The sequence below is a fragment of the Asanoa hainanensis genome, assembly GCF_900188485.1.
GTDB classification, from domain to species: domain Bacteria; phylum Actinomycetota; class Actinomycetes; order Mycobacteriales; family Micromonosporaceae; genus Asanoa; species Asanoa hainanensis.
Genome location: NZ_FZPH01000017.1, coordinates 73,429 through 97,414, shown reverse-complemented (window position 1 = coordinate 97,414; position 23,986 = coordinate 73,429). Strand labels below are relative to the sequence as shown.

Genomic DNA, 23,986 nt, shown 5'->3' with positions numbered 1-23,986 from the left:
GCCGCTCGACCCGACACGCCGGCCCGAGCGTCGTCCTGAGCCGGGAGACGTGCGCGTAGAGCGTCTCGCGGGCCCGGGCCGGTGGAGCGTCACCCCAGATCCGGTCGATCAGCACCTCGTGGGAGACCAGACGACCCGCGTCGACGACCAGGGCGGCCAGCAAGCCGCGGGCGCGCCGCTGCCCCAGGTCGAGCCGGACGTCGCCGCAGAACGCTTCCATGGGCCCGAGGAGCCGGAACTCCGGCTGGCCGACCTCCCCGCGACGCAACAATCCCCCGATCGATCGCCTGACCCCGACTGGATGGTGACATGCCATCCCGAAGATCGGAACAACCGTTCCGGATGGTGGGGGTCCTATCCGGACAGTCGGCTCAGCAGCAGGGCAAGCCTGCGCTCGTGGTCCGGGCGGGGGAGCCGGCCGCCGCGGGTCAACGAGACGAGCCCGTGCAGGCCGCTCCAGAGCACCTCGGCGAGCAGGTCGACGTCGTCGTCCGCGGCGATGGGCCGCACCACCTGGCGAAGCTCGTCGAACCCCGCGTGCAGGGCCGCCGGGGCCTCGGGGGTGGCGAACGGCAGGCTGACGAGCTGGTTGAACATCGCGTCGTAGAGCGCGGGATGCTCCTCGGCGAACGCGATGTAGGCGGCCGCGACGGCAGCGAGCGCCCGCTGCGGGCTGCGGGTCGAGCCGCGGGCGGCCCGCATCTTGGCGGCGAGGTCGGCGAACCCTTCGACCGCCACGGCCGCCACGATCGCGTCCTTGCCCTTGAAGTGGCTGTAGAGCACCGGCTGGCTGTATTCGACCCGCTCGGCGAGCCGCCGGGTCGTCACCGCTTCCCAGCCCTCGGCCTCGGCCAGCTCCCGGGCCACGCTGACGATCAACCGTTCCCGGTCGGCCCGCTCCCGCTCCCGGCGCGCTTGGATGGACATGACAGCGATCCTAGCACCGCTAGCGCTGGTCTCGACGCTATGTTAGCGTCGTTCGTGTTCCTAGCAGCGCTAGATATTTGGAGTCAGTCATGCTCAGCCCCATCGCGTACGGCCTGGCCATCGTTCTCGACCTGCTGGTCGTGCTGATCGGCGCCCGGTTCCTGCTGCAGCCCGAAGCCGCTGCCACCGGCTACGGCGTCCCCGCCAAGCCCGGCGCCTATCTGACGATCAAGGGCCTGCGCGACCTCAGCTACGGCATCCTCGGGTTGGCCCTGATCGCCTTCGTGGGGCCGCTGGCGGCGGCCTGGTTCATGCTCGTCGTGGCGCTGAACCCGCTCGGCGACACCCTGATCGTGCTGCGCAACGGGGGCACGAGGGCGGTCGCCTTCGGCATCCACTTCGCCACCGCGGTGCTGGTCCTGGTGAGCGCCGGGCTGCTGTTCGCGGTCAGCTGAGCAGGTGCGGCAGCACGTCCTCCCACTGGACGGCGTCGTCATTGGACAGTGCGACGACGACGACGCCGTCGGGGAACCAGCCCAGCAGCGACTTGTAGCCGGGGTTGTCGCCGGTGTGCAGGACGGCGGGCCGCCCGTCGAAGGTGCCGACGTAGTGCCCGTAGCCGTAGCCCGCTATCGAATGCCGGCCGTCGGGGGTGCGCTCGGGCTCCGGGAAGGCGATGTGGCGGGTGCGCATCAGCGCCAGCGAGGCCGGCGAGACCAGGTTGCCGTCGTGCAGCGCGTGCGCGTACGCGACGAGGTCCGTGGCCGTCGAGAACAGGTCACCCGAGCCGATCATCGACCGCAGGTCCCACGGCTCGACGGGGGTGCCGGCATGGTGACCCGGCGCCACTCCGACGGGGGCGACGCCGCTGCCGGTCGCGGTGAGGCCGAGCGGCTCGATGACCTTCTCGGACAGCAGCTCGGTGTACGGACGCCCGGCGGCCCGCTCGGCGACGACGCTGGCGAGCAGGAAGGCCGGGCTCGAGTAGCGGAACTCCGTGCCGGGCTCGGACAGCAACGGCGCGCGGACGACGAGCGCCAGCCGCTCGTCCCGGGTGGCCGGGGTTTCCGGATCCATGCCGGGCACGTCCTGCCAGTGACCGATGCCGGACGTGTTGCTGAGGAGATGGTGGAGGGAGATGCCCTCCTGCGCCTCGGGGAGCCAGCGGGTGACCGGCTCGTGCAGGTCGAGCAGGCCGTCCTCGACGAGCATCAGCGCGAGCGTGGCCGCGAAGTTCTTGCTCACCGACGCGATCTGGAACGGCGTGTCCGGCGTCCAGGGCCCGGTCGTCCTGATCGCCGGCGGTTGCCCGTCCCGCGCGACCACGATGACACCCGAGAAATTCTCGATCTCCAGCATCCGCCGATGCTAACGGGCCACCACACCGGCCTCGTACGCCGCGATGACCGCCTGCACGCGGTTGCGGCAGCGGAGCTTGCGGAGGACCTCGGACATGTGGGTCTTGACCGTCTCCTCGCCGACGAGCAGCTCGGTGGCGATCTCCGCGTTGGACATGCCCTTGGCGGCCGCACGAAGGACGTCGAGCTCGCGCGGGGTCAACGCCGCGACCCGGTCCGCCCACGGCCCGGACGGCTCGACGGCGGTGATCGCGGTCTCGGTCGGGGCCGCGGCGGGTTTGGTCGGCCGGCGGCGGAGCACGAACCGCAGGAACGTCGCGGTGAGCACCACTGCGGCTATCGCGCCCAGGTACAACGCCAGGTACAGCTTCCTGGTGCTGTCGAGCCACCGGTTCGGGTCGTGGGACTCCAGGTTGACCGGTTCGACGAACGGCACGTTCCAGTCCACGCCGGTCGTGCAGTACAGCACCGTCACGGCCGTCACCAGGGCCGCGAGCCATGCGGCCGGCCAGCGCGCACCGTCGAAGACCGCGACACCCAGCACGGCCAGGCCGGCGAGCCACCAGCCCCAGGTCATCGTCCCCGGCACTGGTGCGAGCAACCAGGGAACGGCCACCAGCCAGCCGGCCAACCCCGGCCGGTAACGGGACAGGGCTACCGCTGCCGTCACCGCCAGGTTTCCCATCCAGACCGCCAACTGCACCGCGTCGTACCTGGCCTGCGGGGTGGCCATCAGCACCCCGGCCGAAACACCTCCCACCCACGGGGGAGCCGTAGGGGCGGACAGGCGGCACCGTCGATCTCTAGGATCGCCCGCATGTTCGGACTCTTTCGCAGGCTCCGGGTGGACGCGGACTACAGCCAGGCCGACCTGGAACTGCGCGCCGCGCGTGATCGGGCGCTGGCGGGTGACTGGGTGGCGGCCGGGAACCTGCTCGGGGCCACCGGCCGGGACTGGGAGCTGCGCGGTCGCCGGATCGCGGTGCTGGGCATCGCCGCCGGTCACTCGCCGCGATGGCTGGACCAGTGGGAAGCCACCCTGCCGGACGACCCGAACGTCGCCGTCCTGCGGGCGGACGCGCTGATGGACCAGGCTGGTGAGGCCCGCGGCTACGCGTCCGCGCGCAACACGACGCGGGAGCAGTTTCGGGAGTTCGACCGGCTGTCCACCCTGGCGGCCCAGGCCAGTGCGCGTGCGATGGAGCTCAACCCGGACGACCCGCACCCCTGGGTGACGCGCCTGACCTCGATGCTCGCCGACGGCCACCGGCAGCACGACGAGTTCCACGAGGCGATGGGCGAGGCGGTCAAGCGCGATCCGTACAACTTCGACACCCACATCATGGCCGTCACCTTCTTCTGCCAGAAGTGGTACGGGTCGCACGAGCAGATGTTCGCGGCCGCCCGCGGGCCGGCGACCAGCGCACCCGTCGGCTCGTCGGTGGCGATGCTGCCGCTGCTGGCCCACTTCGAGTACGCGCTTCGCGAGTACGGCTTCGACACGCGCGCGGAGTCGTTGAGCGCGAAGGCCGACTACTTCCGCCGGCCCGAGGTGATCGGTGAGATCCAGGCGTGCGCGGCCAAATGGCGTGGGGCCGGGGAGCCGCGGCTGATCGGTCGCGGGATCACCCTGCGGCACTGGCTGGCCCTGGCCAACTTCCTCGCCCAGCATGACCGGGCAGGGACCAAGGCACTGGTCGAGCAGATCGGCCCGTACCTCGGAAACACCGCGGCGTACGGCTACTTCTGGATGCGTCAGGCCGAGGGTTTCCGCGCCGTCGCGAAATGGGCCGGATAGCACCGGTGCCCCAGCTTGTCATCCTCACCGGCCCGATCGCGGCAGGGAAGAACACCGTCGCCGACCTGCTCACCGAGCACCTGACCGGGCGCGGTCGCACGGTGGTGGTCGCCGACGTCGACGACGTGGCCGCGATGGTCGGCCCACCCGGTGCGGCCGCGGCCGGACTGTGGTTCGCGGCGCACGAGGCGCACGGGGCACTGGTCGGGCAGTGGATGCGCTCGAGCGTCGACTACGTCGTGGTGGTCGGGCCGATCTACTCGGCCGAGGAGCAGGACGCGCTCACCCGTACGCTTCGGGATGGGGTGCTGGTGTCGTGGTTCGTCATCGACGCCCCGGTGGCGGTGACGTTCGCGCGCGCCGAGGCCGACCCGACCCGAGGTCTTTCGCGCGACCCGGTTTTTCATCACGCCGCACACGCCCGTTTCCGGGACCTGTTACCGCTGATCCCGCAGCACGTCCGATTCGACTCAGAGGACCTGGCCGCCGCAGAGATCGCCGCCGCGATCGCGGACCTGGTGGACGCGTAGGCGGGCCGGCCGACCCGCCTACGCGAAACCCATTAGCCGGCGGTGCAGGAGCGGACCTGCGCCCGGCCGCCGCTGTTGCCGTTGAACATCGTGGTGAAGCCGAACGTGTTGCCGCTGCCGTTGGAGCGCATCGTCAGCACCGTGCCGCTGCCGTCGATGCTCGCCGTGCCGTTCCAGGTCGTGGTGATGCGCTGCGGGGAGTTGACGGCCACGACGACCGTCCACGAGCTGGCGCCGTTGACCGTGACGGAGGTGTTGTAGCGGTCGCCCCAGACGTTCGGGTACGACAGCGACGTGCTGCACGAGCCGCCACCGCCGGGCGGCGGGGTGGTGCCGCCGTCGGGTGCGACCGCGCGGCCCGTCGACGCCGAGATCATGCCCGGGCACAGGTTGCGGCTCGTCAGGTTGGCCATGATCTGCGGGATCGCGTCACGGGTGTTCTGGATGCCGTCGTGCATCAGGATGACCTGGCCGGCCTGCAGGCGGCTGGCGTTGGAGACGATCTGCGCGACGCTGGCGCCGTTCCAGTCCTGCGAGTCGACGTCCCAGATGATCTGCCGCATGCCGAGCGACGACGCCACCGACTGGAGGGTGCCGTTGGTCTCGCCGTACGGGGGCCGGAACAGTTGCGGTCGCACGCCGGTGGCCGACTGGATCGCGGAGCTCGCCTGGGACAGGTCGGACTGCATCTGGCTCTGGCTCATCGTGGTCATGTGGGCGTGGTTCCAGCTGTGGTTGCCGACCCACATGCCGGCCGAGACCTGCGCCTGCGCCGCCGACCGGTTGTTCTGCGCGTTCTGGCCGGTGTTGAACATCGTCGCGCGTACGCCGTTGGCGCGCAGCACGTTCAGCAGTGTCCCGGTGCTGCCCGTGGGCCCGTCGTCGAAAGTCAGCCCGACGTAGCCGTTGCACGTCGCGGCGCCGGCCGGTGTCGCGGCGATGGTGACACCCCCGATCGCTATCGCGGTGGCGATCACAGCCAACGAGGCGGTGCGGATACCGAACATACCGAGGTCCTCCTCCGGTCACTGCCGCTCGGCCCGCGGTCGTGGTGCGGTCGACGCCTTCATCGACCCGAATGGATGGAGTATTGCCACGGTGTTTCGGGACGGTCAACGACTTCCGGAAAGTTTCGGAAACATCCGGAAGGCGTGCACCGCCAGCCAGTCCCGGTGCGCCCGGTTGCGCCCGACGCGGCCGACCCCGAACCCGGCGGAGGCCAGCAGCGCGGTCAGGTCAGCCTCGCGGTGGTAGGTGAACCAGCGCCGGCGCTCCGAGCCGTAGTTGCTCGCCACCTCCCAGCCCTCGCCGTCGCCCTCGGCCACGTTCAGGTAGAGCGCGCCGCCGTGCCGCACGACCCGGGCGAACTCCGCGAGCACCCCCGGCACCGCGGCATGGGGGACGTGCAGCAGGGCGGCCTGGCACCAGACCGCGTCCGCGGACCCGGTCCGCAGCGGAAGGTGGCGCATGTCGGCCTGGGCAACGCCTCGTTGGCCTCCGGCGCGCAGTTGGCCGAGCGACAGATCGACACCCACGGCCGCGAAGCCGCGGTCGCGCAGCAACTCCAGCTCCCGGCCAGGTCCGCAGCCGGCGTCGACGACCACCCCGCTGGGCGGAATCGCCGCGCACAGCGCGTCGAGGTCGTTCTGGAGGCGCCCGTCGACCGCTCTCTTGCGCCGGACGTACTCGGCCGCGATCAGGTCGTACGTCTCCCGGGTCTCGTTGATCATGCGGCGAGCGTAGCTAGCATGGCGGCATGGACCTGTTCGCGGGGATTTCGGTCCGGGACTTCCCGGAGGCGCTGACCTGGTACGAGCGGCTGCTGGGCGCCCCACCGTCGTTCAAGCCGAACGACGTCGAAGCGGTGTGGGAGCTGGCCGAGCACCGTTATGTCTACATCGAACAGCGACCCGACCACGCGGGCCACGCGCTGCAGACGGTCTTCGTCGACGACATCGCGGCCCGGGTGGCCGACATCGCCGCGCGCGGCCTCACGCCGACCAACGACGAAACCTACGACAACGGCGTACGCAAGGTCACCTACCGAGACCCGGAAGGCAACGAATTCGGCTTCGGCGGCGCATCCCGAGCCGACTAGGCTCGGCGGGCGCGTAGCGCGCGGAGTTTGTGGCGGTTGCCGCAGCGTTCCATCGCGCACCAGCGGCGGGCGTTCGGGCGCGACGAGTCGACGAACACCAGTGGGCAGTTGTCGCTCGCGCACTCGCGGATCCGGTCGGCGAGCGGCCCCGACAGCAGGTCGATCATCTCCCGTGCCAGGCTCGACAACGCCTGCGTCGTGCGCACCGGCGGGGCCCAGAGCGCGGCTGCCCCGTCGGCCGACAGCGCTGGCTGCAGCGGTGCCTCGGCCGCGGCCTGGTTGATCGTCGTGACCGCATCCGGAGGCAAGGGCTGGCCGTCGGCCCGAGCGTGGGCGGTCACCCAGATCGCCTGGCGCAGGGTCTTGGCGAGAGTCAGGTCGCGGGCCGACGCCGGGACCGTGACGACCACCGACAGCGGCGGTGTGGCCAGCCAGGCCGCGAGGTCGGCCGGTTCGTGCAGGGACTCGAACACCGCGTACGGGCCCTCGCCACCCGTGTGGGCGAAGTCCAGGCAGACGGCTCCCGCGTCGAACCAGAACGACCCTCCCTTGGGGTCGTTCAGTCGCCGTCCGGTTGCGCTCACTCGCATGACACCACTATAACTGGTGTCATGATTCGACACATCAACCCCGACGGGATGCACCGCAGCCCCGCTTTCAGCCAGGCTGTCGTGGTCGAGCAGCCGACCAAGACGATCTACATCGGTGGGCAGAACGGTGTCGACGCCGACGGCAAGGTGGTCGGTCCCACGGTGGGGGAGCAGTCCCTGCAGGCGTTCCGCAACCTCGCGACGATCCTGGAGAGCGAGGGCGCCAGCCTCGCCAACATCGTGCACTGGCGCATCGCCACCGTGGCCGGCGAGTCGTTCGACGAGGGCGTCGCCGCGTTCCAGCAGGTCTGGAACCGGGCGGACCCGCCCCCGGCGATCACCGTCCACGTCGTCGCCGGTCTGGCACCGGGCGTCCTGGTCGAGATCGACGCCGTCGCGGTCGTCTGAGCCATGGATCTAGACCGGGTACGGCCGGCGTTGGAACAGGTGGAGCCCTTGTTGCGCGCGGTCGCGGCGACCGGCTCCACGATGCTCATCAAGGTCGACGGCGAGCGGACCAACACCACCCAGATCTTCACCGTGGTGGTCTCCGGTGGCCAGGCCAACTCGGTCCGGGTCGAGGACGCCCAGCTGGTCCGGGCGGTGCGCCGGGCGCTGACCTCAGCCGCGCTCGACCTGGCGGACAGCTTCCAGCACGATGTCGACGACCGTCGCCGGTGACGTGAGCATGGGCACGTGGTCGACGGGTGCGGTGTGCACGTGTGCGCCCATCCGCTCGGCCATGAAGCGCTGCGTCTCCGGTGGGATCATCCGGTCCTCGTCGGCGACCAGGTACCAGCTCTGCTTGTCCTTCCAGGACGGACGACCCACCTGGACCCCGATGGCGGCCGCCGCGATCGGTCGTTGGGTGGCGGCCAGCAACGCCTGCTCCTCCTCCGTCGCCTGTTGTGCGAAGGCCGACGCGAACGCGTCGGACGGCAGCCAGATCAGGCCGTGGCGGTCCGGACCCAACTGAGGCGCCTTCGGGTGCGGTTCCGACCGGTAGAACACGTCCGCCACGGTCTCGCCCTCGTCCGGCGCCAGCGCCGCCACGTACACCAGGGCCGCGACGTTGCCCTCCGTCGCCGACGAGATGACCGCTCCCGCGTACGCGTGTCCCACCAGCACCACCGGACCGTCCACCACCTCGAGCGCCCGGTCGAGCGCGGCGACGTCGTCGGCCAGGGACGTCAGCGGCAGCGGCGCCGCGACCGCCGCCGCGCCCGCGGCCCGCAGGCCCGCGATCACCTTGTTCCAGCTCGACCCGTCGGCCCAGGCGCCGTGCGCCAGCACGACCCGGACATCAGTCTCGGACATCCCTTCTCACCCCCACGTCGGCTAATGGACAAAGCCTCCGCCGTGGCGTGTGCGGCCCGCATCCGCCACTGGCCAGCCAGGGACGCCAGCCCGGACTAGCGTGGACGTTGATGTATCCCGGACGTGGGCTCCATGGTCGGCGGGCCGAGTGTGAGGTGCTCGACCAGGTCGTCGCTGACCTGTCGGCCGGCAAACCCGTGGTGCTGGTGTTGCGCGGCGAGGCCGGCGAGGGCAAGAGCGCGCTCCTCGACTACCTGGCCGGCCAGGCGACCGACGCGCGGCTCATCCGGGTCACCGGCGTGGAGTCCGAGATGGAGCTGCCGTACGCCGGCCTGCACCAGTTCTGTGTCTCGATGCTCGACCAGACCGACAGCCTCCCGGCACCGCAGCGGGACGCGTTGCGGGTCGCGTTCGGGCTCGTCGAGGGGACGGCGCCCGATCGGTTCCTGGTCGGGCTGGCGGTGCTGACCCTGCTCTCGGAGGCGGCGCGCGGCCGGCCGCTCGTCTGCCTCGTCGACGACGTGCAGTGGCTGGACCGCGCCTCGGCCCAGGCATTGGCCTTCGTGGCCCGCCGGCTCGTCGCCGACCCGATCGCCCTGGTCTTCGCCCAGCTCGAGCCCAGCGCCGACGACGAGCTGCTCGGGCTGCCGGAGCTGTTGGTGAAAGGCCTCGACGACCGCGCCGCGCGGGCGTTGCTGGCGTCGGCGGTGCCGACCCTGCGCGACGAGCGGGTGCGGGAGCGGATCCTCGCCGAGGCGCGGGGCAACCCCCTGGCCCTGCTCGAGCTGCCGGCCGAGCTGACCTCGACGGAGCCCGAGCGGCCGGCGGAGAGCCGGTCCGGTCGGGTCGAGCAGACCTACATCCGTCGGGTACGCGCCCTGCCGGTGCAGACCCAGCAGTTCCTGCTGCTGGCCGCCGTCGAGCCCGTCGGCGACCCGACCGTGCTGTGGAGTGCGGCGGCCCGGCTCGGCCTCGGCGAAGACGCCGCCGTGGCCGCGGAAGGCGCCGGCCTGATCACGCTGGGCACCCGGGTCAGCTTCGCCCACCCGCTGGTGCGTTCGGCCGTGCACCGCGCGGCCGGTCGGGCCCAGCTACGCCAGGCGCACCGCGCACTGGCCGAGGTGACCGACAAGCGGACCGACCCCGACCGCCGCGCCTGGCACCTCGCGGCCGCCGCCGCGGCACCGGACGAGTCGCTGGCCGGTGAGCTGGAACGATCCGCCAAACGGGCGCGGGCGCGCGGCGGTGCCGCCGCCGCGGCCGCGTTCCTGCAACGGGCGACCGAGCTGACGCCGAACCTGGGCCGGCGTGGCCGGCGGGCGGTCGCCGCGGCGCAGGCCGCGCTGGCCGCCGGTGTGCCGGACGCGGCGGACGAGCTGATCGGCATCGCGGAGATGGCCGACCTGGACGGCCTGGAGTTGGCCCGGGTGGAACGGCTGCGCGCGGAGTTGGTGTTCGCCCGTAGCCGCGGGACGGATGCACCGGAGCTGCTGCTCGAAGCCGCGCGCCGGCTGACCCCGCTCGACGTGCCGATGGCGCGCGAGACCTTCCTGGAAGCGTTGCTGGCGGCGATGTTCGCGGGCGCGGGTCGGCTCGAACCCGAACACGGCATGCGCGAGGTGGCCAATGCGGCCCGATCGGTGCCCGCCGACCCCGGCTCGCAGGATCCCGTGGACCTGCTGCTCGACGGGCTGGCGGTGCAGTTCACCGAAGGGTATGCCGTGGGCGGCGCCGACGCTGCGGCAGGCCGTGGACGCGGTCCGGGAGCATCCCAAGGGCACGTTGGTCTGCCTGACGTGTTCGTTGGTCGCGATGGAGCTGTGGGAGGGGCCCGCCTGGCGCGACCTGCTGGGCCGGCACGTGCGCGCCGCCCGCGACGCCGGCACGCTGAGCCTGCTTCCGATGGCCCTGGACTACCTCGCCAGCTTCCACCTGCAGGCCGGCGACTTCGTCACCGCGACCGCGCTGACCGACGAGGCGGCCGCGCTCAATGCCGCCATCCGGGTCGTGCCGCCGCCGTACACGCCGACCATGTCGGCGGCCTGGCGGGGCGACCAGCCCGAGACCGCGAAGCTGACCGAGGTGGGCGTCCAGGACGCGTTCCCGCGCGGTGAGGGCAGCGCGCTGGTGCTGACCGAATATTCGTCGGCGGTGCTGAACAACGGCCTCGGCCGCTGGGCGATCGCCCTCGCGGCCGCGCGGCGGGCCAGCAACGGCGACAAGCTCGTGGCCAGGTCGTGGGCGTTGGCCGAGCTCGTCGAGTCGGCGGCGCGGCTGGAGGAGTGGGACGTCGGCGCCGAGGCCCTGCGGCAGCTCACCGAGCGGACCCAGGCGAGCGGCACGTCCTGGGCGCTGGGCACCGAGGCCCGCGCCCGGGCGCTGTTGAGCCAGGGTCCGGAGGCCGACCGGCTCTACCGGACCGCCGTCGAACAGCTCTCCGAATGCCGGATGAACGCCCACCTGGCCCGGGCCCACCTGGTGTACGGGGAGTGGCTCCGCCGCGAGAACCGCCGCGTGGACGCCCGCGACCAGCTCCGGCGCGCCCACGACCTGTTCGTCCACATGGGAGCGGCGGCGTTCGCGGAACGCGCCCGCAACGAGCTGCTGGCGACCGGCGAGACGGTCCGCAAACGTACCCCCGACACCGCCCTGGACCTGACACCGCAGGAGTCGCTGATCGCCTCGCTCGCCCGGGACGGCAAGACCAACCAGGAGATCGGCGCCGAGCTGTTCATCAGCCCGCGAACCGTCGAGTGGCATTTGCGGAAGGTCTTCGCGAAGCTCGCCATCGGCTCGCGCCGGGAACTACGCGACACCCCGCTCGACGCGGGCGCCACCGCCGCGTACACGTAGCCCCCCGTACCCCGGAATCGGACATCAGGTCGGGCCCGGTCCGATCCCCGTGCCCACGTGCGGCCGCCGCGCCCGCGTTGACGACAGGGCCGACGCACCTGGCGCGCCGCGACCGTGGGTGCATGACAACCCCCATCCTTCCGACCAGTGATCGCAGCGTCGTCCAGGCCGTCGCCAACGAGGAGTTGCGGCTGCGCTACCAGCCCATCGTGCGGATCGCGGACCGGGCCGTCGTGGCGGTGGAGGCGCTGGTGCGCTGGGAGCACCCGGAGCACGGGCTGATCAACCCGGACCGGTTCCTGCCCGCGGCGCACCGGGACGGCCATATGCCGCTGCTCGACCGGTGGGTGCTCTACCGCGCGTGCCGCGACCTCGCATCCCTCGGCGACGCCGCGCCTGAGCACGTCAACGTCAACCTCTCCGCACCCACGCTGAAGACCGACTTCACCGAGCTCGTCGGCACCGCGCTGCGCCGGGCCGGGCTGTCGGCTCGGCGGCTCCGGCTGGAGATCTCCGAGGGCGCCGACCTGGACACCCTCACCCAGGCCGGCCCGCGGCTGCGGTCCCTGATCGAGCGTGGCGTCGGGGTCGCCCTCGACGACATGGGTGCCGGGGCGACCGACCTGCGCTACCTGTCCAAGGTGGCGCTGCACGGCATCAAGATCGACAAGCAGTTCGTCGCCGGCATGCTGGACAACCCGCGCGACCACGCGATCGTCACCCTGCTCACCGAGCTGGCCCACCGCCTGGGCCTGCACGTCACCGCCGAGGGCGTCGAGACCGCCAAGCAACTGGCCGCCCTCGCCGGGGTCGGGGTGACCTACGCGCAGGGCTTTCACCTGGCCGGCCCGCTCGCGCTGGCCGAGCTCTAGCGCCGGCCCGTGCTCGATCGGACCGTCAGCACCGGGGTCAACAGGGTCGCGGCGGGCGGCGGAGGGCCCGCGAGCTTCGCCATCAGCAGGGACACCGCCTGCTTTCCGATCTCGTCCGCCGGAATCGACACCGAGGAAAGGGCCGGCCGGGTACGTTCGGCGACCTCGTCGGGGCAGATCGCGATGACCGAGACGTCCCGGGGCACCTGCCGGCGCAACGACGGCAGCAGCCGGATGACGTGGTCCGCCGCGGCCTCGTTGTGCACCACGATGCCGGTCGTCTGCGGGTGGCGCCGGAACAGGTCGCGCAGGGTGGCGCCGACCGCGGCCTGGTCCTCCTCGCACGGCCACGCGACACCGGACACCCCCGCCTGCTCGACCGCCGCCAGGAAGCCGGCCCGGGTGCGCTGGGCGAAACCGGTCCCTCGGGTGTAGACGACGCCCGGCGCGCCCAGCAGGGCGAGCGTGCGGTGGCCGAGCGCGACCAGCTCCTCGACGCAGCGCGCGCCGGCGCGGTGGAAGTCGAGGTCGACACAGGTGAGCCCGGTCGGGTCGGCCGGGAACCCGATCAGCACGCTCGGCCGCCGCAGTTCGCGCAGGACCGGCACGCGCGGGTCGGCGAGCTCGACGTCCATCACCACCACGCCGTCCACCATGGAGCTGTCGGCGACCCGGCGCAGGCCGTCCGGGCCTTCGTCGGCCGTCATGATCAGCACGTCGTGGTCGTGCCGGCGGGCGCCGGTCACCACGGCGGTCATCAGCTGCATGAGGATCGGCAGGTGCATGCCGCTGCGCAGGGGCAGCACCAGCGCGATCACGTTGGCCCGCCGGCTGGCCAGCGCCCGCGCACCGGCGTTGGGCTGGAAACCCAGCGTCGCGATGCTGGCCAGGACCCGTTCACGGGTGGCGGCCGAGATCGCCCGCTTGGCCGACAGCACATAGGACACGGTGCTGACGGCCACGCCGGCATGGCGCGCCACGTCGGCGATCGTCACGAGGTCGGGTCGTTTGGCCGTCACCCGCGGAACCCCAACCCGAGCTCGGCGACCCGGGTGCCGGCCGCGCCCAGGACGAGGTAGAGGTCGTGCACCCCGCCGGGATGGTCGAGCTCCCCGGTCACGTCGGCCCAGCCCGACGGCGAGTCGAGGTCGGCACCCACGTGGGTCCCGCCCGACGGCACGTCGAGGTCGGCACTCACGCAGGCCGGCAGGCCCAGGTCGGCGGCCACCGGCCCCGAGATCGGGTCGTCGAGGCGGATGGTCAGCCGGGATCCCCCGGGCGGCGCGGCGGCGCGGACGACCACCAGCCCGGCCGGCGACGCCAGGTCGACGTCGTGGAAGGCCAGCCACGCACCGTCCCGCACCGCCAGGACCGCGTCGCCGCGCTCGGGCGTCTCCGCGGTGAGCACGGTCCCCGACTCGGCGTCCCGGTCGACGGCCCGCGACGGCGTGCGCGACCGGTCCCGCCCCTCACCACGTACCCGCAGGGTGGTGACCGCCGTGACGTCCAGACAGGAGCGACCGACCCAGACGGTGTGCTCGGCGTCCTCGACGACCGGCCCGGTGTCCCAGATCGCGAGGTCCGCGGCGCGCAGCGTCAGCGTCACCGTCTCGGACGCGCCCGGCGCGAGCCGTACCCGCCGGAACCCGCGCAGCCGGCGCAGCGGCTGCTTCACCCGCGAGGTGCGCTGCTGCGTGTAGAGCTGCACCACCTCTTCGCCGGGCCGGTCACCGACGTTGCGCACGTCGACGCTGACCGAAACCTGCCCGTCCGCGTCGACGGTGTCCGAACCGCACCGGAGACCACTGTGGACGAATCGCGTGTAGCCGAGGCCGTGGCCGAAGGGATAGCGCGGCACACCACGGAAATACTGGTACGTCGCGTCGGCCGAGACGATGTCGTAGTCGAGCAGGTCCGGCAGCTCGCTCGCATCGGTGTACCACGTCTGCGGCAGCCGGCCGACGGGCTCGACCGGCGACCCGTCGGCGGTCGCGCCCAGCAGCACGTCGGCCAGCGCCGCACCGAACTCCTGCCCGCCGTGCGCCGACCAGAGCACCGCCGGCGCCGGGTCCGTCGCGTACGGATACCCACTGACCAGCAGCAGCACGGTGCGCGGGTGGACGGCCTGGACCGCCCGCAGCAGCGCCGCCTGCGCCGGTGGCAGCGCCAGGTCGGCGCGGTCCTGGGTCTCCCGGCCGCCGACCATCGGATGGCTCCCGAGCGCCACGACGACCACGTCGACGCCGCGCACGGCCGCCACCGCCGCCTCGATGCCGTCGCTGATTAGGTCGACCTGGAACGGCGTCGCCAGGTCGGGGGTCGCGGCGTCGGCGCGCAGGACCCCGTCGGCGCCGACGGTCACCCAGCGGTCGGCCGCGAGCGAGCGCAGCAGGGTGCCCTCCGGCCGGCTGCTCGCCTCGAACGTCTCGCGGACCACCCACTCGCCCGGCCCCGGGCGGTCGTTGACCAGCACACCGTGCTCGTCCGCCCGGACGTAGCGGCCGTCGCTGACCGCCCGCAGGGTGATCGCGTCGCTGCCCCAGTCGAGCACGTCGAACAGCGCCGGCTTGCCCTCGGCCGCGACCCGCAGCGGCCCACCGTCGGTGCGGACGCCGCCGTGCGCGGTCACCAGCGCGACGCGGTCGGCGCCTTCGGCGTAAACGACCGGACCGAGCCGGTCGGCCAGCCCGGCGACGGCGGTGACCGCGTACGGCAGCGAGCCGCTGTACCAGTCGAGCAGCACCGTGTCGCCGAGCGGGCCGACGACGGCGACGCTCTGCCCGGCCCGGATCGGCAGCACCCCGTCGTTGCGCAGCAGGACGATCGCGCGCCGGGCGGCCTCCCGGGCCAGCCGCTGGTGTTCGGGACAGTTGACCACGTCGGTGGTGACGGCCGCGTACGGGTTGCGCTCCGGCGGGTCGAACTCGCCGAGCCGAAGCCGGACGCCCAGGACGCGGGTGACCGCCAGGTCTAGGTCGGCCGGCGACAACAGGCCGCGCTCCAGCGCCTCGGTGAGCCGGCGGATCGTCGGCACGGGATCGGCGCCGTCCTCGGTGAAGCAGTCGACGCCGGCCCGCAGCGCGGCGGCGAAGCCGGCGACATGGTCCGGGTGGGTGCCCTGCTCGCCGGCGAGGTTGCTGGCCGCCCCGGCGTCGCCGACGACGAGCAGGTCGTCGCCGGTCCACGAGCGCAGCGTCCCCAGCAGCGGGCTGACATGCGCGGGACGACCGTTGACCAGGTTGTACGAGGCCATCACCGCCCCGGCGGCACCCGCCTCGATCGGAGCCCGGAACGCGGGAAGCTCGTACTCGTGCAGCACCCGAGGTGGCAGGTCGCTCGAGGTCAGGTGCCGGTCGGTCTCGTTGTTGTAGCCGAGGAAGTGCTTGAGGGTCGCGACGGTACGCAGGTACGTGGGGTGATCACCGCGCAGGCCCGCGGCGTACGCGGTGCCGAGCACCCCGGTCAGCCAGGAGTCCTCGGAATAGCCCTCTTCGTTGCGCCCCCAGCGCGGGTCGCGCAGCGGGTTGACCACCGGCGCCCAGACGTTGAGCCCGATGCCGGGGTCCTTGCGGTGCATGCCGCGCACCTCGTCGCCGACCGCCGCACCGACGCGGCGCACGAGGTCCGGGTCCCAGGTCGCTCCCAACCCGACGGCCTGCGGGAACACCGTCGCGGTGCCGAGCCAGGCCACCCCGTGCAGGGCCTCCGTGCCGGTCCGGAACGCGGCGATGTCCAGCCGGGGGATCGCCGCCTGGTGCTGGTGCAGCAACGCCACCTTCTCGGCCGTGGTGAGCCGGCCGACGAGGTCGGCCAGCCGCGCGGCCGCCGACGCGTCCGGGTCGCGAAATATGTCATCCATAAGTGCTTTCCTCCCGAGGGCCTGCGGGCAGGCGTCATCGCGGGTGGTCGAAGCGCTTCGACAGTGGTGCTTAAAGAACTCCGTCGGCCCGGACACGTGAATGTCTCGACGGAGTCACACCGAGGCTGACAGCGCGGCCACCCGGAGTCAAGAGGGGAGCGCGCCCGCTTCGAGCCGGGCGAAGGCGAGGGCGGCGCCGCCCAGGGCGACCGCGTTCGGCTCCACGGTGGACGGCTCCACGAGAGGGTGGGCCGCGGCCGGCACGAGCCATGGCGCGAGCGGGGCGAGGACGCCGCCGAGCAGGACGATCGAGGGGTCGAGCACGTCCGTCAGCATCCGCACGGCGACGCCGAGCCGGGCACCGGCCGTGGTCAACGCTCCGACAGCGGTCGCGTCACCGGCCTGCGCCAGGGCGACGATCCGCTCGACGGCCGCACCCCAGTCGGGCACGTCGACCTCGCCGAGCGCGCGCCGGACCAGGCCCGGCAACCCCAGGTCGAGGTCGAGGCAGCCCCGCCGGCCGCAGGCACACTCGGCGCCGCCCGGGTCCACGATGAGATGGCCGACGGCGCCGGCGAGCCCGCGCGCGCCCCGCAGCGGCCGGCCGTCGGCGATCATCCCGGCGGTGACGCCGATCCCGCCGTGCAGGTGCACCAGGTCGGTGCAGCCCACGCGGGCGCGTAGGTCGGCGAGCGCGGCCAGAGTGGCCGCGGGCTCGACGACGACCTCGAACGCCGGCTCGTGCAGGCTGCGTTCGAGCTGTGCGGCCAGGCCGTCCACGAGGCCGTCGGGCGCGCCGAGGGTGAGGCCGAGCACGGTGCGGCCCTGACCGGTGACCTTGCCGACCACGCGGGCGGCCAGCGCCGCGACCGCGGCCACGGTGCGGCCGGGCGGCGCGTCCGGCCCGGGCGCCGCCCGGCGCCAGGTCAGCAGGCGGCTGCCGGTGAAGTCGACCGCGACCGCGTTGAGGTGGTCGGCCCCGACCTCGATGCCGATCGCCGCGTACGGCCGGCCCTCCAGCGTCAACATCGTCGCGGGGCGGCCGATCCGGCTGCCGACCAGGCCGGACTCGCGGAGCAGCCGGCGCTCGATCAGGTCGGTGACCAGGCTGGACACGGTCGCCTTGTTGAGGCCCGTCGCGGTGGCGATGTCGGCACGGGAGCAGGGGGCGTGCAGGCGGACGTGCCGGAGCACGAGGGCCAGGTTGGTCGCCCGCACGTCCATCAGGTCGGCGGGCCGGGTGGCGGTCACCGTGCCACTATGCCGCACCCGACGGCCGTACCGTCATCGTCTCTTGTGGCGGTTCTGACCGTCGTCTATTTTGTTTGGCTACAAGCCAAACTAAATCCGGAGAGGAGCGCGCCGTGAAGGTCGACACGGGCGCCGCCACCACCAGCCGGCGGGGCTTCCTGAGCCTCGTCGGGATAAGCGCCACCGCGGGCCTCCTGGCCGGCTGTGGCGACAAGGCCGTCGAAGGCGGCGTGACCCAGAAGCTCGACGCCCTCGCCGGCGTCCTGCCCGAGCAGGGCGCGCTGCCGGCCGGCATTCCCCAACCCGACGTCATCAGCACCCGCCCGGTCGCCGACGGCTACACCCGGTTCCCGAGCTCGCTGGTCGACGCGATCTCGCAACAGCCCGGCGCCGGCGGCAAACCCGTCACCGCGATGACGCCGGCCTGGGGTCCGGCACCACCCAGCGGCGCGAACAACAGCTACCTGACCGCGATCAACGCGAAGCTCGGCACGCCGATCGAGTTCAGCGTCCAGGACGGCAACACGTACGCGGAGAAGCTCGGCGCGGTCCTCGGCGCTCGGGACGTGCCGGACCTGCTCTGCGTGCCGGGTTGGGAGGTCGCGAAGCTGGCCCGCTTCTCGGACGCGGTGCAGGCGCTGTTCGAGGACCTGACCCCGTTCCTGTCGGGCGCCGCGGTCAAGGGCTATCCGATGCTCGCCACCCTGCCGACCGGCGCCTGGCGCAACGCGTGCTGGAACGGTCGGCTGATGGCGGTGCCCAACCCGACCGACAACCCGTTCCCGTTCGTCCTGTTCTATCGCAAGGACCTGCTCAAGCAGCCCGCGCCGACCTCGATCGAGGAGCTCTACGCGACCGGCAAGGCCGTCACCGACGAGCGCAAGGGCGTCTGGGCGTTCGACAACATCTTCGCGATGGTGCAGATGTTCCACAAGGCGCCCGGCAGCAAGGACGGCTGGCGGCTGCGCTCCGACGGGACGCCCGAATTCAAGTACGAGACGCCCGAGTTCAAGCAGGCGGCCGAGTTCATGGCCAAGCTCTACGCCGACGGGCTGGTGCACCCGGACGTCGTCGCGAGCCGGGGTGCCGACGCCAAACAGCTGCTGCAGAGCGGGAAGATCCTGTTCAAGCAGGACGGCATGGGCATGTGGCAGCCGATGCAGGCCGAGCAGCAGAACGTGACGCCCGGCTTCGAGGTGGCACCGGTGCCGCTGTTCGCCGTCGGTGGTGGCACCCCGCTCGCGTGGGGTGACGACGAGCCGATCTCGTACACGTTCGTCAAGAAGGGTCTCGGCAAGGAGCGGGTCGAGGAGCTCCTGCGTCTCGTCAACTGGTGTTCGGCGCCGTTCGGCACCAACGAGTACAACCTGCGCGAGTTCGGTGTCGAGGGCAAGCAGCACACCCGCGGACCCGACGGGCCGGTCAAGACGGACCTCGGCTTCAAGGAGATCCAGAACCAGTACTTCTTCGTCAGCGGCCGGAGCCCCGTCGTGCAGCCGACCCCGCAGACCCCGAAGTACGTGCCCGACATGCTGGCGTACGCGAATGCCTCGGTCACGAACCTCGAGAAGGACCCGTGGGACGGTCTCAAGTTCGAGATGCCGGCGAAGTACAAGGCGGGGCTGGTGCCCTCGGACGACCAGATCAACGACATCCTGCGCGGCCGCCGGCCGTTGGCCGACCTCGACGCGGTCATCAAGGAATGGCGGTCGAACGGCGGCGACGAGGCCCGCGAGATGCTCGGCAAAGCGTTGGCCGACAACGGGAAATGACCCGCGTCGCTGTCGAGCGGCGGCGGCGCGCCCCGTTGCGGGCCCGGTTGCGGCGGGACTGGCCGCTGCTGGTCATGGTCCTGCCCGGCGCGTTGCTGCTGCTCGTCTTCCACTACGTGCCGACCCTCGGCAACATCGTCGCGTTCCAGGACTACAACCCGTACCTCGGCGACAGCGCCCTGCAGGCCCTGGTCAACAGTCCCTTCATCGGCCTGGACAACTTCCGTGCCCTGTTCGCGACGCCCGCCTTCTGGGACGCGCTCTGGAACACGCTGTCCATCACCGCGTTCCAGCTCGTGTTCTTCTTCCCGTTGCCGATCGCGTTGGCGCTGCTGCTCGACAGCGTCCTGTCCCGGCGGGTGCGCACGGTCGTCCAGACGATCGTCTACCTGCCACACTTCTTCAGCTGGGTGCTGGTCGTCACGTTCTTCGTGCAGATGCTGGGCGGGGCCGGCCTGCTCGCCCAGGAACTGCGCCAGGCCGGCGTGAACCCGCCGGAGATCATGACCAACCCCGACACCTTCCTGCTGCTGGTCACCGCCGAGGTGGTCTGGAAGGACGTCGGCTGGGGCACGATCGTCTTCCTGGCCGCACTGTCCACTATCGACCGGCACCTCTACGAGGCCGCCGCGGCCGACGGGGCCGGGCGGTGGCGGCGGCTCTGGCACGTCACCCTGCCCGGGCTGCGCCCGGTCATCGTCCTGCTGCTGATCCTGCGGCTCGGCGACGCGCTGTCGGTCGGCTTCGAGCAGTTCCTGCTGCAACGCGAGGCGGTGGGCCGCCAGGCCGCCGAGGTGCTCGACACGTTCGTCTACTACCACGCCATCACCACGGGCGACTACGGGTTCGGCGCGGCGGCGGGGCTCTTCAAGGCGGCCGTCGGGCTGGTGCTGATCCTGCTCGCCAACAAGGTCGCCCACCTGTTCGGCGAACGAGGGGTCTACGCGCGCTCATGAGACCTGTCTGGGAGGAGAAGCCCGGCGTCGCCGGCCAGGTGGCCAAGGGGACCGTGCTGACCGCCGTCGTGCTGGTCGTGGTGGTGCCGCTGTGGGTCGCGCTGGTCACCAGCCTGTCGTCGCGGGCGACCATCAACGCCGCCGGCGGCCTGGTGGTCGTGCCGCGCGGTATCGACGTCTCCGCATACCGGATCATCTTCTCCGGTGGCCAGATCAGCCAGGCGCTGTGGATCAGCACGCTGGTGACCGTGGTCGGCACACTGGTGAGCCTGCTGGTGACGATCCCGGCCGCGTACGGGCTGTCCCGCCCCGGCTCGGTCGGTCATCGCGGGCTGCTCTTCTTCTTCCTGCTGACCTTCCTGGTCTATCCGGGGCTCGTGCCGAGCTACCTCGTGGTGACCGGCGTCGGCCTCAAGGACAGCCTCTGGGCGCTGATCCTGCCGAGCGCGATCAACGTCTTCAACTTCGTCGTCGTACGGGCGTTCTTCCAAGGGTTGCCCAGCGAGTTGCTCGACAGCGCGCGGGTAGACGGCGCGGGGGAGTTCCGGATCCTGTGGCGGATCGTGCTGCCGCTGTCGAAGGCGGTCGTCGCGGTGGTCGGGCTCTTCTACGCCGTCGGCTACTGGAACGTCTGGTTCTCGGCGCTGCTCTACATCGACGACAACGAGAAGTTCCCGATTCAGCGCGTGCTCCAGACGTTCATCCTGGCGGGGCAGACACCGCAGACGTCCGGCACCGCGGTCGGCACGGCGCTGCCACCGACGCTGGCCATCAAGATGGCGGTGGTCGTCGTGACGGTCGCCCCGATCGCGGCCGTCTATCCCTTCGTGCAACGGCACTTCACCCGCGGCGTGATCCTCGGCGCCGTCAAGGGCTGACGGCTCGTGTTCTACGGCGGCGACTACAACCCCGAGCAGTGGATGTCGGCCGTGTGGCGGGAGGACGTCGCGCTCATGCGGGCCGCCGGGGTCAACCTGGTCACCGTCGGCGTCTTCGCCTGGTCGGCGCTGGAGCCCATTTCCGGCCGGTACGACTTCGCGTGGCTCGACACTGTCCTCGATGGACTTTCTGACGCCGGCATCCGGGTCGCGTTGGCGACCCCCACCGCCGCGCCGCCGCCCTGGTTCAGCCGGCGCTTTCCGTCGACGCTGCCGGTCGGGCCGGACGGGGTGCGGCTCAGCCCGGGGAGCCGGGACACCTACTGCGTCAGCGCGCCCCCGTATCGCGGCGCCGCCCGGCGGATCGCCCTCGCGCTGGGTTCGCGCTACGGCGGCCATCCCGCGCTGGCGATGTGGCGGGTGCACAACGAGTACGGCACGACCTGCTACTGCGACCTGACCGCCTCGGCCTTCCGCTCTTGGCTGCAGCGGCGCTACGGCAGCCTCGCGGCGCTGAACGAGGCGTGGACGACGGCCTTCTGGAGCCAGCGGTACGGCGACTGGTCGGAGGTCCTGCCGCCGCGGAGGACGCAGTACCTGGCCAATCCCGCGCAGGTCCTCGACTTCCGCCGGTTCACCTCCGACGAGCTGCTGGACGCCTATCGGGAGCAGCGCGACGTGCTCCGGGCGGCGGCTCCGGGCATCCCGGTGACCACGAACTTCGTGCTCGGCGACTGGGTGCCGGTGGACCATGCCCGTTGGGCGTCGGAGGTCGACCTGGTCGCCGTCGACCACTACCCGTCGTCGTCCGGGCCGGCCGCCGAGGAGGAGGCCGCGTTCCTCGCTGATCTCGCCCGCGGTTGGTCCGGTGACGCGGGCTGGCTGTTGATGGAGAGCGCGCCCAATCTCATCTACACGCCTGGCCGGATGCACACCAAGGAGCCCGGTCGGATGGCCCGTCAAGCGCTCGCGGCGGTGGCGCGGGGCTCGCGCGGCGCGATGTTCTTCCAGTGGCGCGCCTCGCGGGGTGGCGCCGAGCTGTTCCACTCGGCGCTGGTGCCGCACGCCGGCACCGACAGCCGGGTCTTCCGCGAGGCCCTCGCGCTCGGGCCGGCGTTGGCCCGGACCGCGGAGGTGGACGGCGCGCCGGTCGAGGCGCGAGTCGCCGTCGGCTTTCACGAGCCGTCCGCGTGGGCGCTGACCGCGACCGTGCTGCCGTCGTCCACCGTGGACCACCGGGCCGAGGCCCGGCACGCGCACCGTGCCCTGTCGCGGGCGGGCTTCACCTGCGACGTGATCGGCTCCCTCGACGACCTGTCCCGTTATGCCGTCGTCGTGCTGCCGTGCTGGTACCTGCTCACGGACGCACAGGCCGCCGCCTTGACCGCCTGGGTCGGTGGCGGAGGTCGGCTCGTCGCGACCTACCTGTCGGGTGTCGCCGACGGGCAGGCGCGCGTGCGGCTCGGCGGATACCCCGGGGCGCTCCGGGAGCTGCTGGGGGTGCGGGTCGAGGAGTTCCACCCCCTCGAATCCGCCGGGTGGAGCGAGACCGTCCACCTGGCCGGCGCGGTCGCCACCGCCTGCTACGACGACGGCCGCCCGGCGGTCACCCGGCACGGCGTCGGGGCCGGCTCCGCCTGGTACGTCTCCACCCGGTTGGCCGACGACGCGTACACCGACCTGCTCGGCGCGATCGCGGCAGAGGCCGGTGCCGAGCCCGTCCGGCCGCGCCCACCGGCCGGGGTGGAGCTCGTCCGGCGCGTCGCGGGCGACCGGAGCTGGCTGTTCGCGATCAACCACGGGGAGACGCCGTACGAGCTGGGCGCCGAAGGCGTCGACCTGCTCACTGGCGACCCCGTCACCCCGTCCAGCGTGCTGCCGCCCGGTGCGGCGATGGTCGTACGCGCGGTTCAGTCGAACGTGATGATCGAACGGCGACCCGACTGACCCTGGGCCATCGCTTCGAGCGCCCGGTTGGCGTCGCGCAGGCCGATCGGGGTGAAGTCGGGGAGGATGCCGTGCGCCGCCGAGAAAGCCAGGGTGTCCCGGGCGTCGTGCGGGGAGCCGGACGGGTTGCCCATCGCGTGCAGCCGGTTGAGCACCAGCGCGTCGATGGGCAGGGTCGGCGGATCCGGCCCGTAGCCACACAGGACGAGGGTGCCGTCGGGGGCGAGGCCGGTGAACGCGGCCGCGGCCGCCGGCGTCGAGGGCGCGGCGTTGAGGATGACGGTGGCGCCGCCGTCCCAGGCCTTGAGCGCTTGGGCCGGGTCCGTGTCCTGGGTGGCGACGAAGCGCTCGGCGCCCAGCTCGCGGGCCGCGTCCGCTCCCCGGGCCGACCGGCCGACGGCGGCCACCCGGGCTCCCATGGCGACGGCGTAGCGGACCGCCAGCTGGCCGAGCGTGCCGCTGGCCCCGATCACCGCGACCCGCGACGTCGGTGTGGTGCCGGCCTGCCGGAGGCCGTTGAAGGCGGTCAGCCCGGCGCACATCAGCGGTGCCGCCGCCACCGGGTCGAGCGCGTCCGGCAGCGGCGACACGAAGTCGGCCTTCAGGACCGCGTACTCGGCGTACCCGCCGTCGAAGTCGATGCCCGTGAACCGCTTCCAGGGGCAGAGGATCTGGTCGCCGCGCACGCAGTAGTCGCAGTGCCGGCACGAGTCGCCGAGGATCTGGGCGCCGACGGACGCACCGACCTCGGGCCACGTCACGCCCGGGCCGGTGGCGGCCACGACGCCGGTGATCTCGTGGCCCGGCACCAGCGGGAAGCGGGCGTTGGGCCAGTGGCCGCGCAGCACGTCGAGGTCCGTATAGCAGACCCCACACGCGGTGATCTTGACCAGGACCTCGCCCAGGCCCGGTTCGGGCACCTCACGCTCGACGAACGCGAGCGATTCGTTGGCGCGCGCGGCAACGGCGACGAGCATGAG

The 23,986-nt window shown here is 72.2% G+C and carries 24 protein-coding genes and 1 pseudogene; 13 read left to right on the top strand and 12 right to left on the bottom strand.

The genetic code is table 11. The annotated features are described in order from the left end of the window. Positions 1 to 28 precede the first annotated feature (28 nt). Positions 29 to 220, bottom strand: a pseudogene (locus tag CHC05_RS43530) (AfsR/SARP family transcriptional regulator); the annotation flags it as partial. 134 nt (positions 221 to 354) lie between these two features. Then, positions 355 to 927: a TetR/AcrR family transcriptional regulator gene (locus CHC05_RS32540; RefSeq protein WP_089254466.1), complete on the bottom strand. Its 573-nt coding sequence runs from the start codon at positions 925 to 927 to the stop codon at positions 355 to 357. 89 nt (positions 928 to 1,016) lie between these two features. Between CHC05_RS32540 and CHC05_RS32535 the strand changes: the two genes are divergently transcribed. Further along, on the top strand, positions 1,017 to 1,382 hold the full coding sequence (locus tag CHC05_RS32535; protein ID WP_089254465.1) for a DUF4267 domain-containing protein: 366 nt from the start codon (positions 1,017 to 1,019) through the stop codon (positions 1,380 to 1,382). Here CHC05_RS32535 and CHC05_RS32530 read toward each other — a convergent pair. Both CHC05_RS32530 and CHC05_RS32525 read right to left on the bottom strand, forming a co-directional pair. Beyond that, entirely contained in the window at positions 1,375 to 2,286 is a 912-nt protein-coding gene (locus tag CHC05_RS32530) for a serine hydrolase domain-containing protein (RefSeq protein ID WP_089254464.1), read from the bottom strand. The two genes, CHC05_RS32535 and CHC05_RS32530, sit on opposite strands and share 8 nt — an antisense overlap. Positions 2,287 to 2,295: 9 nt before the next feature. Further along, positions 2,296 to 3,018, bottom strand: coding sequence for a helix-turn-helix transcriptional regulator (locus CHC05_RS32525; protein WP_425426880.1), 723 nt, complete (start codon positions 3,016 to 3,018; stop codon positions 2,296 to 2,298). Between the two features lie 84 nt (positions 3,019 to 3,102). Here CHC05_RS32525 and CHC05_RS32520 point away from each other — a divergent pair, with 84 nt between their 5' ends. Both CHC05_RS32520 and CHC05_RS32515 read left to right on the top strand, forming a co-directional pair. Then, complete coding sequence (locus tag CHC05_RS32520; RefSeq protein WP_144022880.1) at positions 3,103 to 4,083, top strand: hypothetical protein; 981 nt, start codon at positions 3,103 to 3,105, stop codon at positions 4,081 to 4,083. 5 nt (positions 4,084 to 4,088) lie between these two features. Then, a complete protein-coding gene (locus CHC05_RS32515) occupies positions 4,089 to 4,613 on the top strand; it encodes a hypothetical protein (RefSeq protein ID WP_144022879.1) in 525 nt (174 codons plus the stop codon). A gap of 32 nt (positions 4,614 to 4,645) precedes the next feature. Here the strand turns inward: CHC05_RS32515 and CHC05_RS32510 are convergent, their stop codons facing one another. Together CHC05_RS32510 and CHC05_RS32505 are read right to left on the bottom strand one after the other, a co-directional pair. Continuing rightward, entirely contained in the window at positions 4,646 to 5,620 is a 975-nt protein-coding gene (locus CHC05_RS32510; RefSeq protein WP_089254461.1) for a polysaccharide deacetylase family protein, read from the bottom strand. Between the two features lie 105 nt (positions 5,621 to 5,725). Next, positions 5,726 to 6,343 carry a class I SAM-dependent methyltransferase gene (locus CHC05_RS32505; protein WP_089254460.1) on the bottom strand — a complete coding sequence of 206 codons (618 nt, stop codon included), beginning with the start codon at positions 6,341 to 6,343 and terminating at the stop codon, positions 5,726 to 5,728. Positions 6,344 to 6,369: 26 nt separating this feature from the next. Here CHC05_RS32505 and CHC05_RS32500 point away from each other — a divergent pair, with 26 nt between their 5' ends. Further along, a complete protein-coding gene (locus tag CHC05_RS32500; protein ID WP_089254459.1) occupies positions 6,370 to 6,711 on the top strand; it encodes a VOC family protein in 342 nt (113 codons plus the stop codon). On the opposite strand, the gene CHC05_RS32495 is transcribed toward CHC05_RS32500, so the two are convergent. Then, positions 6,708 to 7,301, bottom strand: a complete 594-nt coding sequence (locus tag CHC05_RS32495; protein WP_089254458.1) for a CGNR zinc finger domain-containing protein — start codon at positions 7,299 to 7,301, stop codon at positions 6,708 to 6,710. The two genes, CHC05_RS32500 and CHC05_RS32495, sit on opposite strands and share 4 nt — an antisense overlap. A gap of 21 nt (positions 7,302 to 7,322) precedes the next feature. On the opposite strand from CHC05_RS32495, the gene CHC05_RS32490 reads away from it, so the two are divergent. Then, positions 7,323 to 7,709: a RidA family protein gene (locus CHC05_RS32490; RefSeq protein ID WP_089254457.1), complete on the top strand. Its 387-nt coding sequence runs from the start codon at positions 7,323 to 7,325 to the stop codon at positions 7,707 to 7,709. A 3-nt stretch (positions 7,710 to 7,712) separates the two neighbouring features. After that, positions 7,713 to 7,982: a hypothetical protein gene (locus CHC05_RS32485; protein WP_179266474.1), complete on the top strand. Its 270-nt coding sequence runs from the start codon at positions 7,713 to 7,715 to the stop codon at positions 7,980 to 7,982. On the opposite strand, the gene CHC05_RS32480 is transcribed toward CHC05_RS32485, so the two are convergent. Continuing rightward, complete coding sequence (locus tag CHC05_RS32480; protein ID WP_089254456.1) at positions 7,923 to 8,618, bottom strand: alpha/beta hydrolase; 696 nt, start codon at positions 8,616 to 8,618, stop codon at positions 7,923 to 7,925. The genes CHC05_RS32485 and CHC05_RS32480 overlap by 60 nt on opposite strands. Positions 8,619 to 8,728: 110 nt before the next feature. Here CHC05_RS32480 and CHC05_RS32475 point away from each other — a divergent pair, with 110 nt between their 5' ends. The 3 genes from CHC05_RS32475 to CHC05_RS32470 all read left to right on the top strand — a co-directional run bounded on the left by CHC05_RS32475 (position 8,729) and on the right by CHC05_RS32470 (position 12,343). After that, the gene (locus CHC05_RS32475; protein WP_245871329.1) at positions 8,729 to 10,732 is read left to right on the top strand and encodes an AAA family ATPase; all 2,004 of its coding nucleotides are present in this window, start codon (positions 8,729 to 8,731) and stop codon (positions 10,730 to 10,732) included. Beyond that, on the top strand, positions 10,650 to 11,471 hold the full coding sequence (locus CHC05_RS43310; protein WP_342745703.1) for a LuxR C-terminal-related transcriptional regulator: 822 nt from the start codon (positions 10,650 to 10,652) through the stop codon (positions 11,469 to 11,471). The genes CHC05_RS32475 and CHC05_RS43310 overlap by 83 nt, the downstream gene beginning before the upstream one ends. A 122-nt stretch (positions 11,472 to 11,593) precedes the next feature. Continuing rightward, positions 11,594 to 12,343 carry an EAL domain-containing protein gene (locus tag CHC05_RS32470; protein ID WP_089254455.1) on the top strand — a complete coding sequence of 250 codons (750 nt, stop codon included), beginning with the start codon at positions 11,594 to 11,596 and terminating at the stop codon, positions 12,341 to 12,343. On the opposite strand, the gene CHC05_RS32465 is transcribed toward CHC05_RS32470, so the two are convergent. From CHC05_RS32465 to CHC05_RS32455, 3 genes are all read right to left on the bottom strand, one after another. Then, positions 12,340 to 13,362: a LacI family DNA-binding transcriptional regulator gene (locus CHC05_RS32465; protein WP_089254454.1), complete on the bottom strand. Its 1,023-nt coding sequence runs from the start codon at positions 13,360 to 13,362 to the stop codon at positions 12,340 to 12,342. The genes CHC05_RS32470 and CHC05_RS32465 overlap by 4 nt on opposite strands. Further along, positions 13,359 to 16,202, bottom strand: a complete 2,844-nt coding sequence (locus CHC05_RS32460) for a glycoside hydrolase family 3 protein (protein WP_089254453.1) — start codon at positions 16,200 to 16,202, stop codon at positions 13,359 to 13,361. The genes CHC05_RS32465 and CHC05_RS32460 overlap by 4 nt, the downstream gene beginning before the upstream one ends. A gap of 147 nt (positions 16,203 to 16,349) precedes the next feature. Beyond that, positions 16,350 to 17,453: an ROK family transcriptional regulator gene (locus CHC05_RS32455; protein WP_245871328.1), complete on the bottom strand. Its 1,104-nt coding sequence runs from the start codon at positions 17,451 to 17,453 to the stop codon at positions 16,350 to 16,352. A 113-nt stretch (positions 17,454 to 17,566) separates the two neighbouring features. Between CHC05_RS32455 and CHC05_RS32450 the strand changes: the two genes are divergently transcribed. Genes CHC05_RS32450 through CHC05_RS32435 form a run of 4 tightly spaced genes read left to right on the top strand, consistent with a single transcriptional unit; the run spans position 17,567 to position 23,006 of the window. Next, entirely contained in the window at positions 17,567 to 19,225 is a 1,659-nt protein-coding gene (locus CHC05_RS32450) for an extracellular solute-binding protein (RefSeq protein WP_089254452.1), read from the top strand. After that, positions 19,222 to 20,181, top strand: coding sequence for an ABC transporter permease (locus CHC05_RS32445; protein ID WP_245871327.1), 960 nt, complete (start codon positions 19,222 to 19,224; stop codon positions 20,179 to 20,181). Before CHC05_RS32450 ends, CHC05_RS32445 begins: the two co-directional genes overlap by 4 nt. Beyond that, entirely contained in the window at positions 20,178 to 21,059 is an 882-nt protein-coding gene (locus tag CHC05_RS32440; protein WP_089254450.1) for a carbohydrate ABC transporter permease, read from the top strand. Before CHC05_RS32445 ends, CHC05_RS32440 begins: the two co-directional genes overlap by 4 nt. 6 nt (positions 21,060 to 21,065) lie before the next feature. Further along, entirely contained in the window at positions 21,066 to 23,006 is a 1,941-nt protein-coding gene (locus CHC05_RS32435) for a beta-galactosidase (RefSeq protein ID WP_089254449.1), read from the top strand. Here the strand turns inward: CHC05_RS32435 and CHC05_RS32430 are convergent. Then, the gene (locus tag CHC05_RS32430; RefSeq protein WP_089254448.1) at positions 22,970 to 23,983 is read right to left on the bottom strand and encodes an alcohol dehydrogenase catalytic domain-containing protein; all 1,014 of its coding nucleotides are present in this window, start codon (positions 23,981 to 23,983) and stop codon (positions 22,970 to 22,972) included. The genes CHC05_RS32435 and CHC05_RS32430 overlap by 37 nt on opposite strands. Between the last annotated feature and the right edge of the window lie 3 nt (positions 23,984 to 23,986).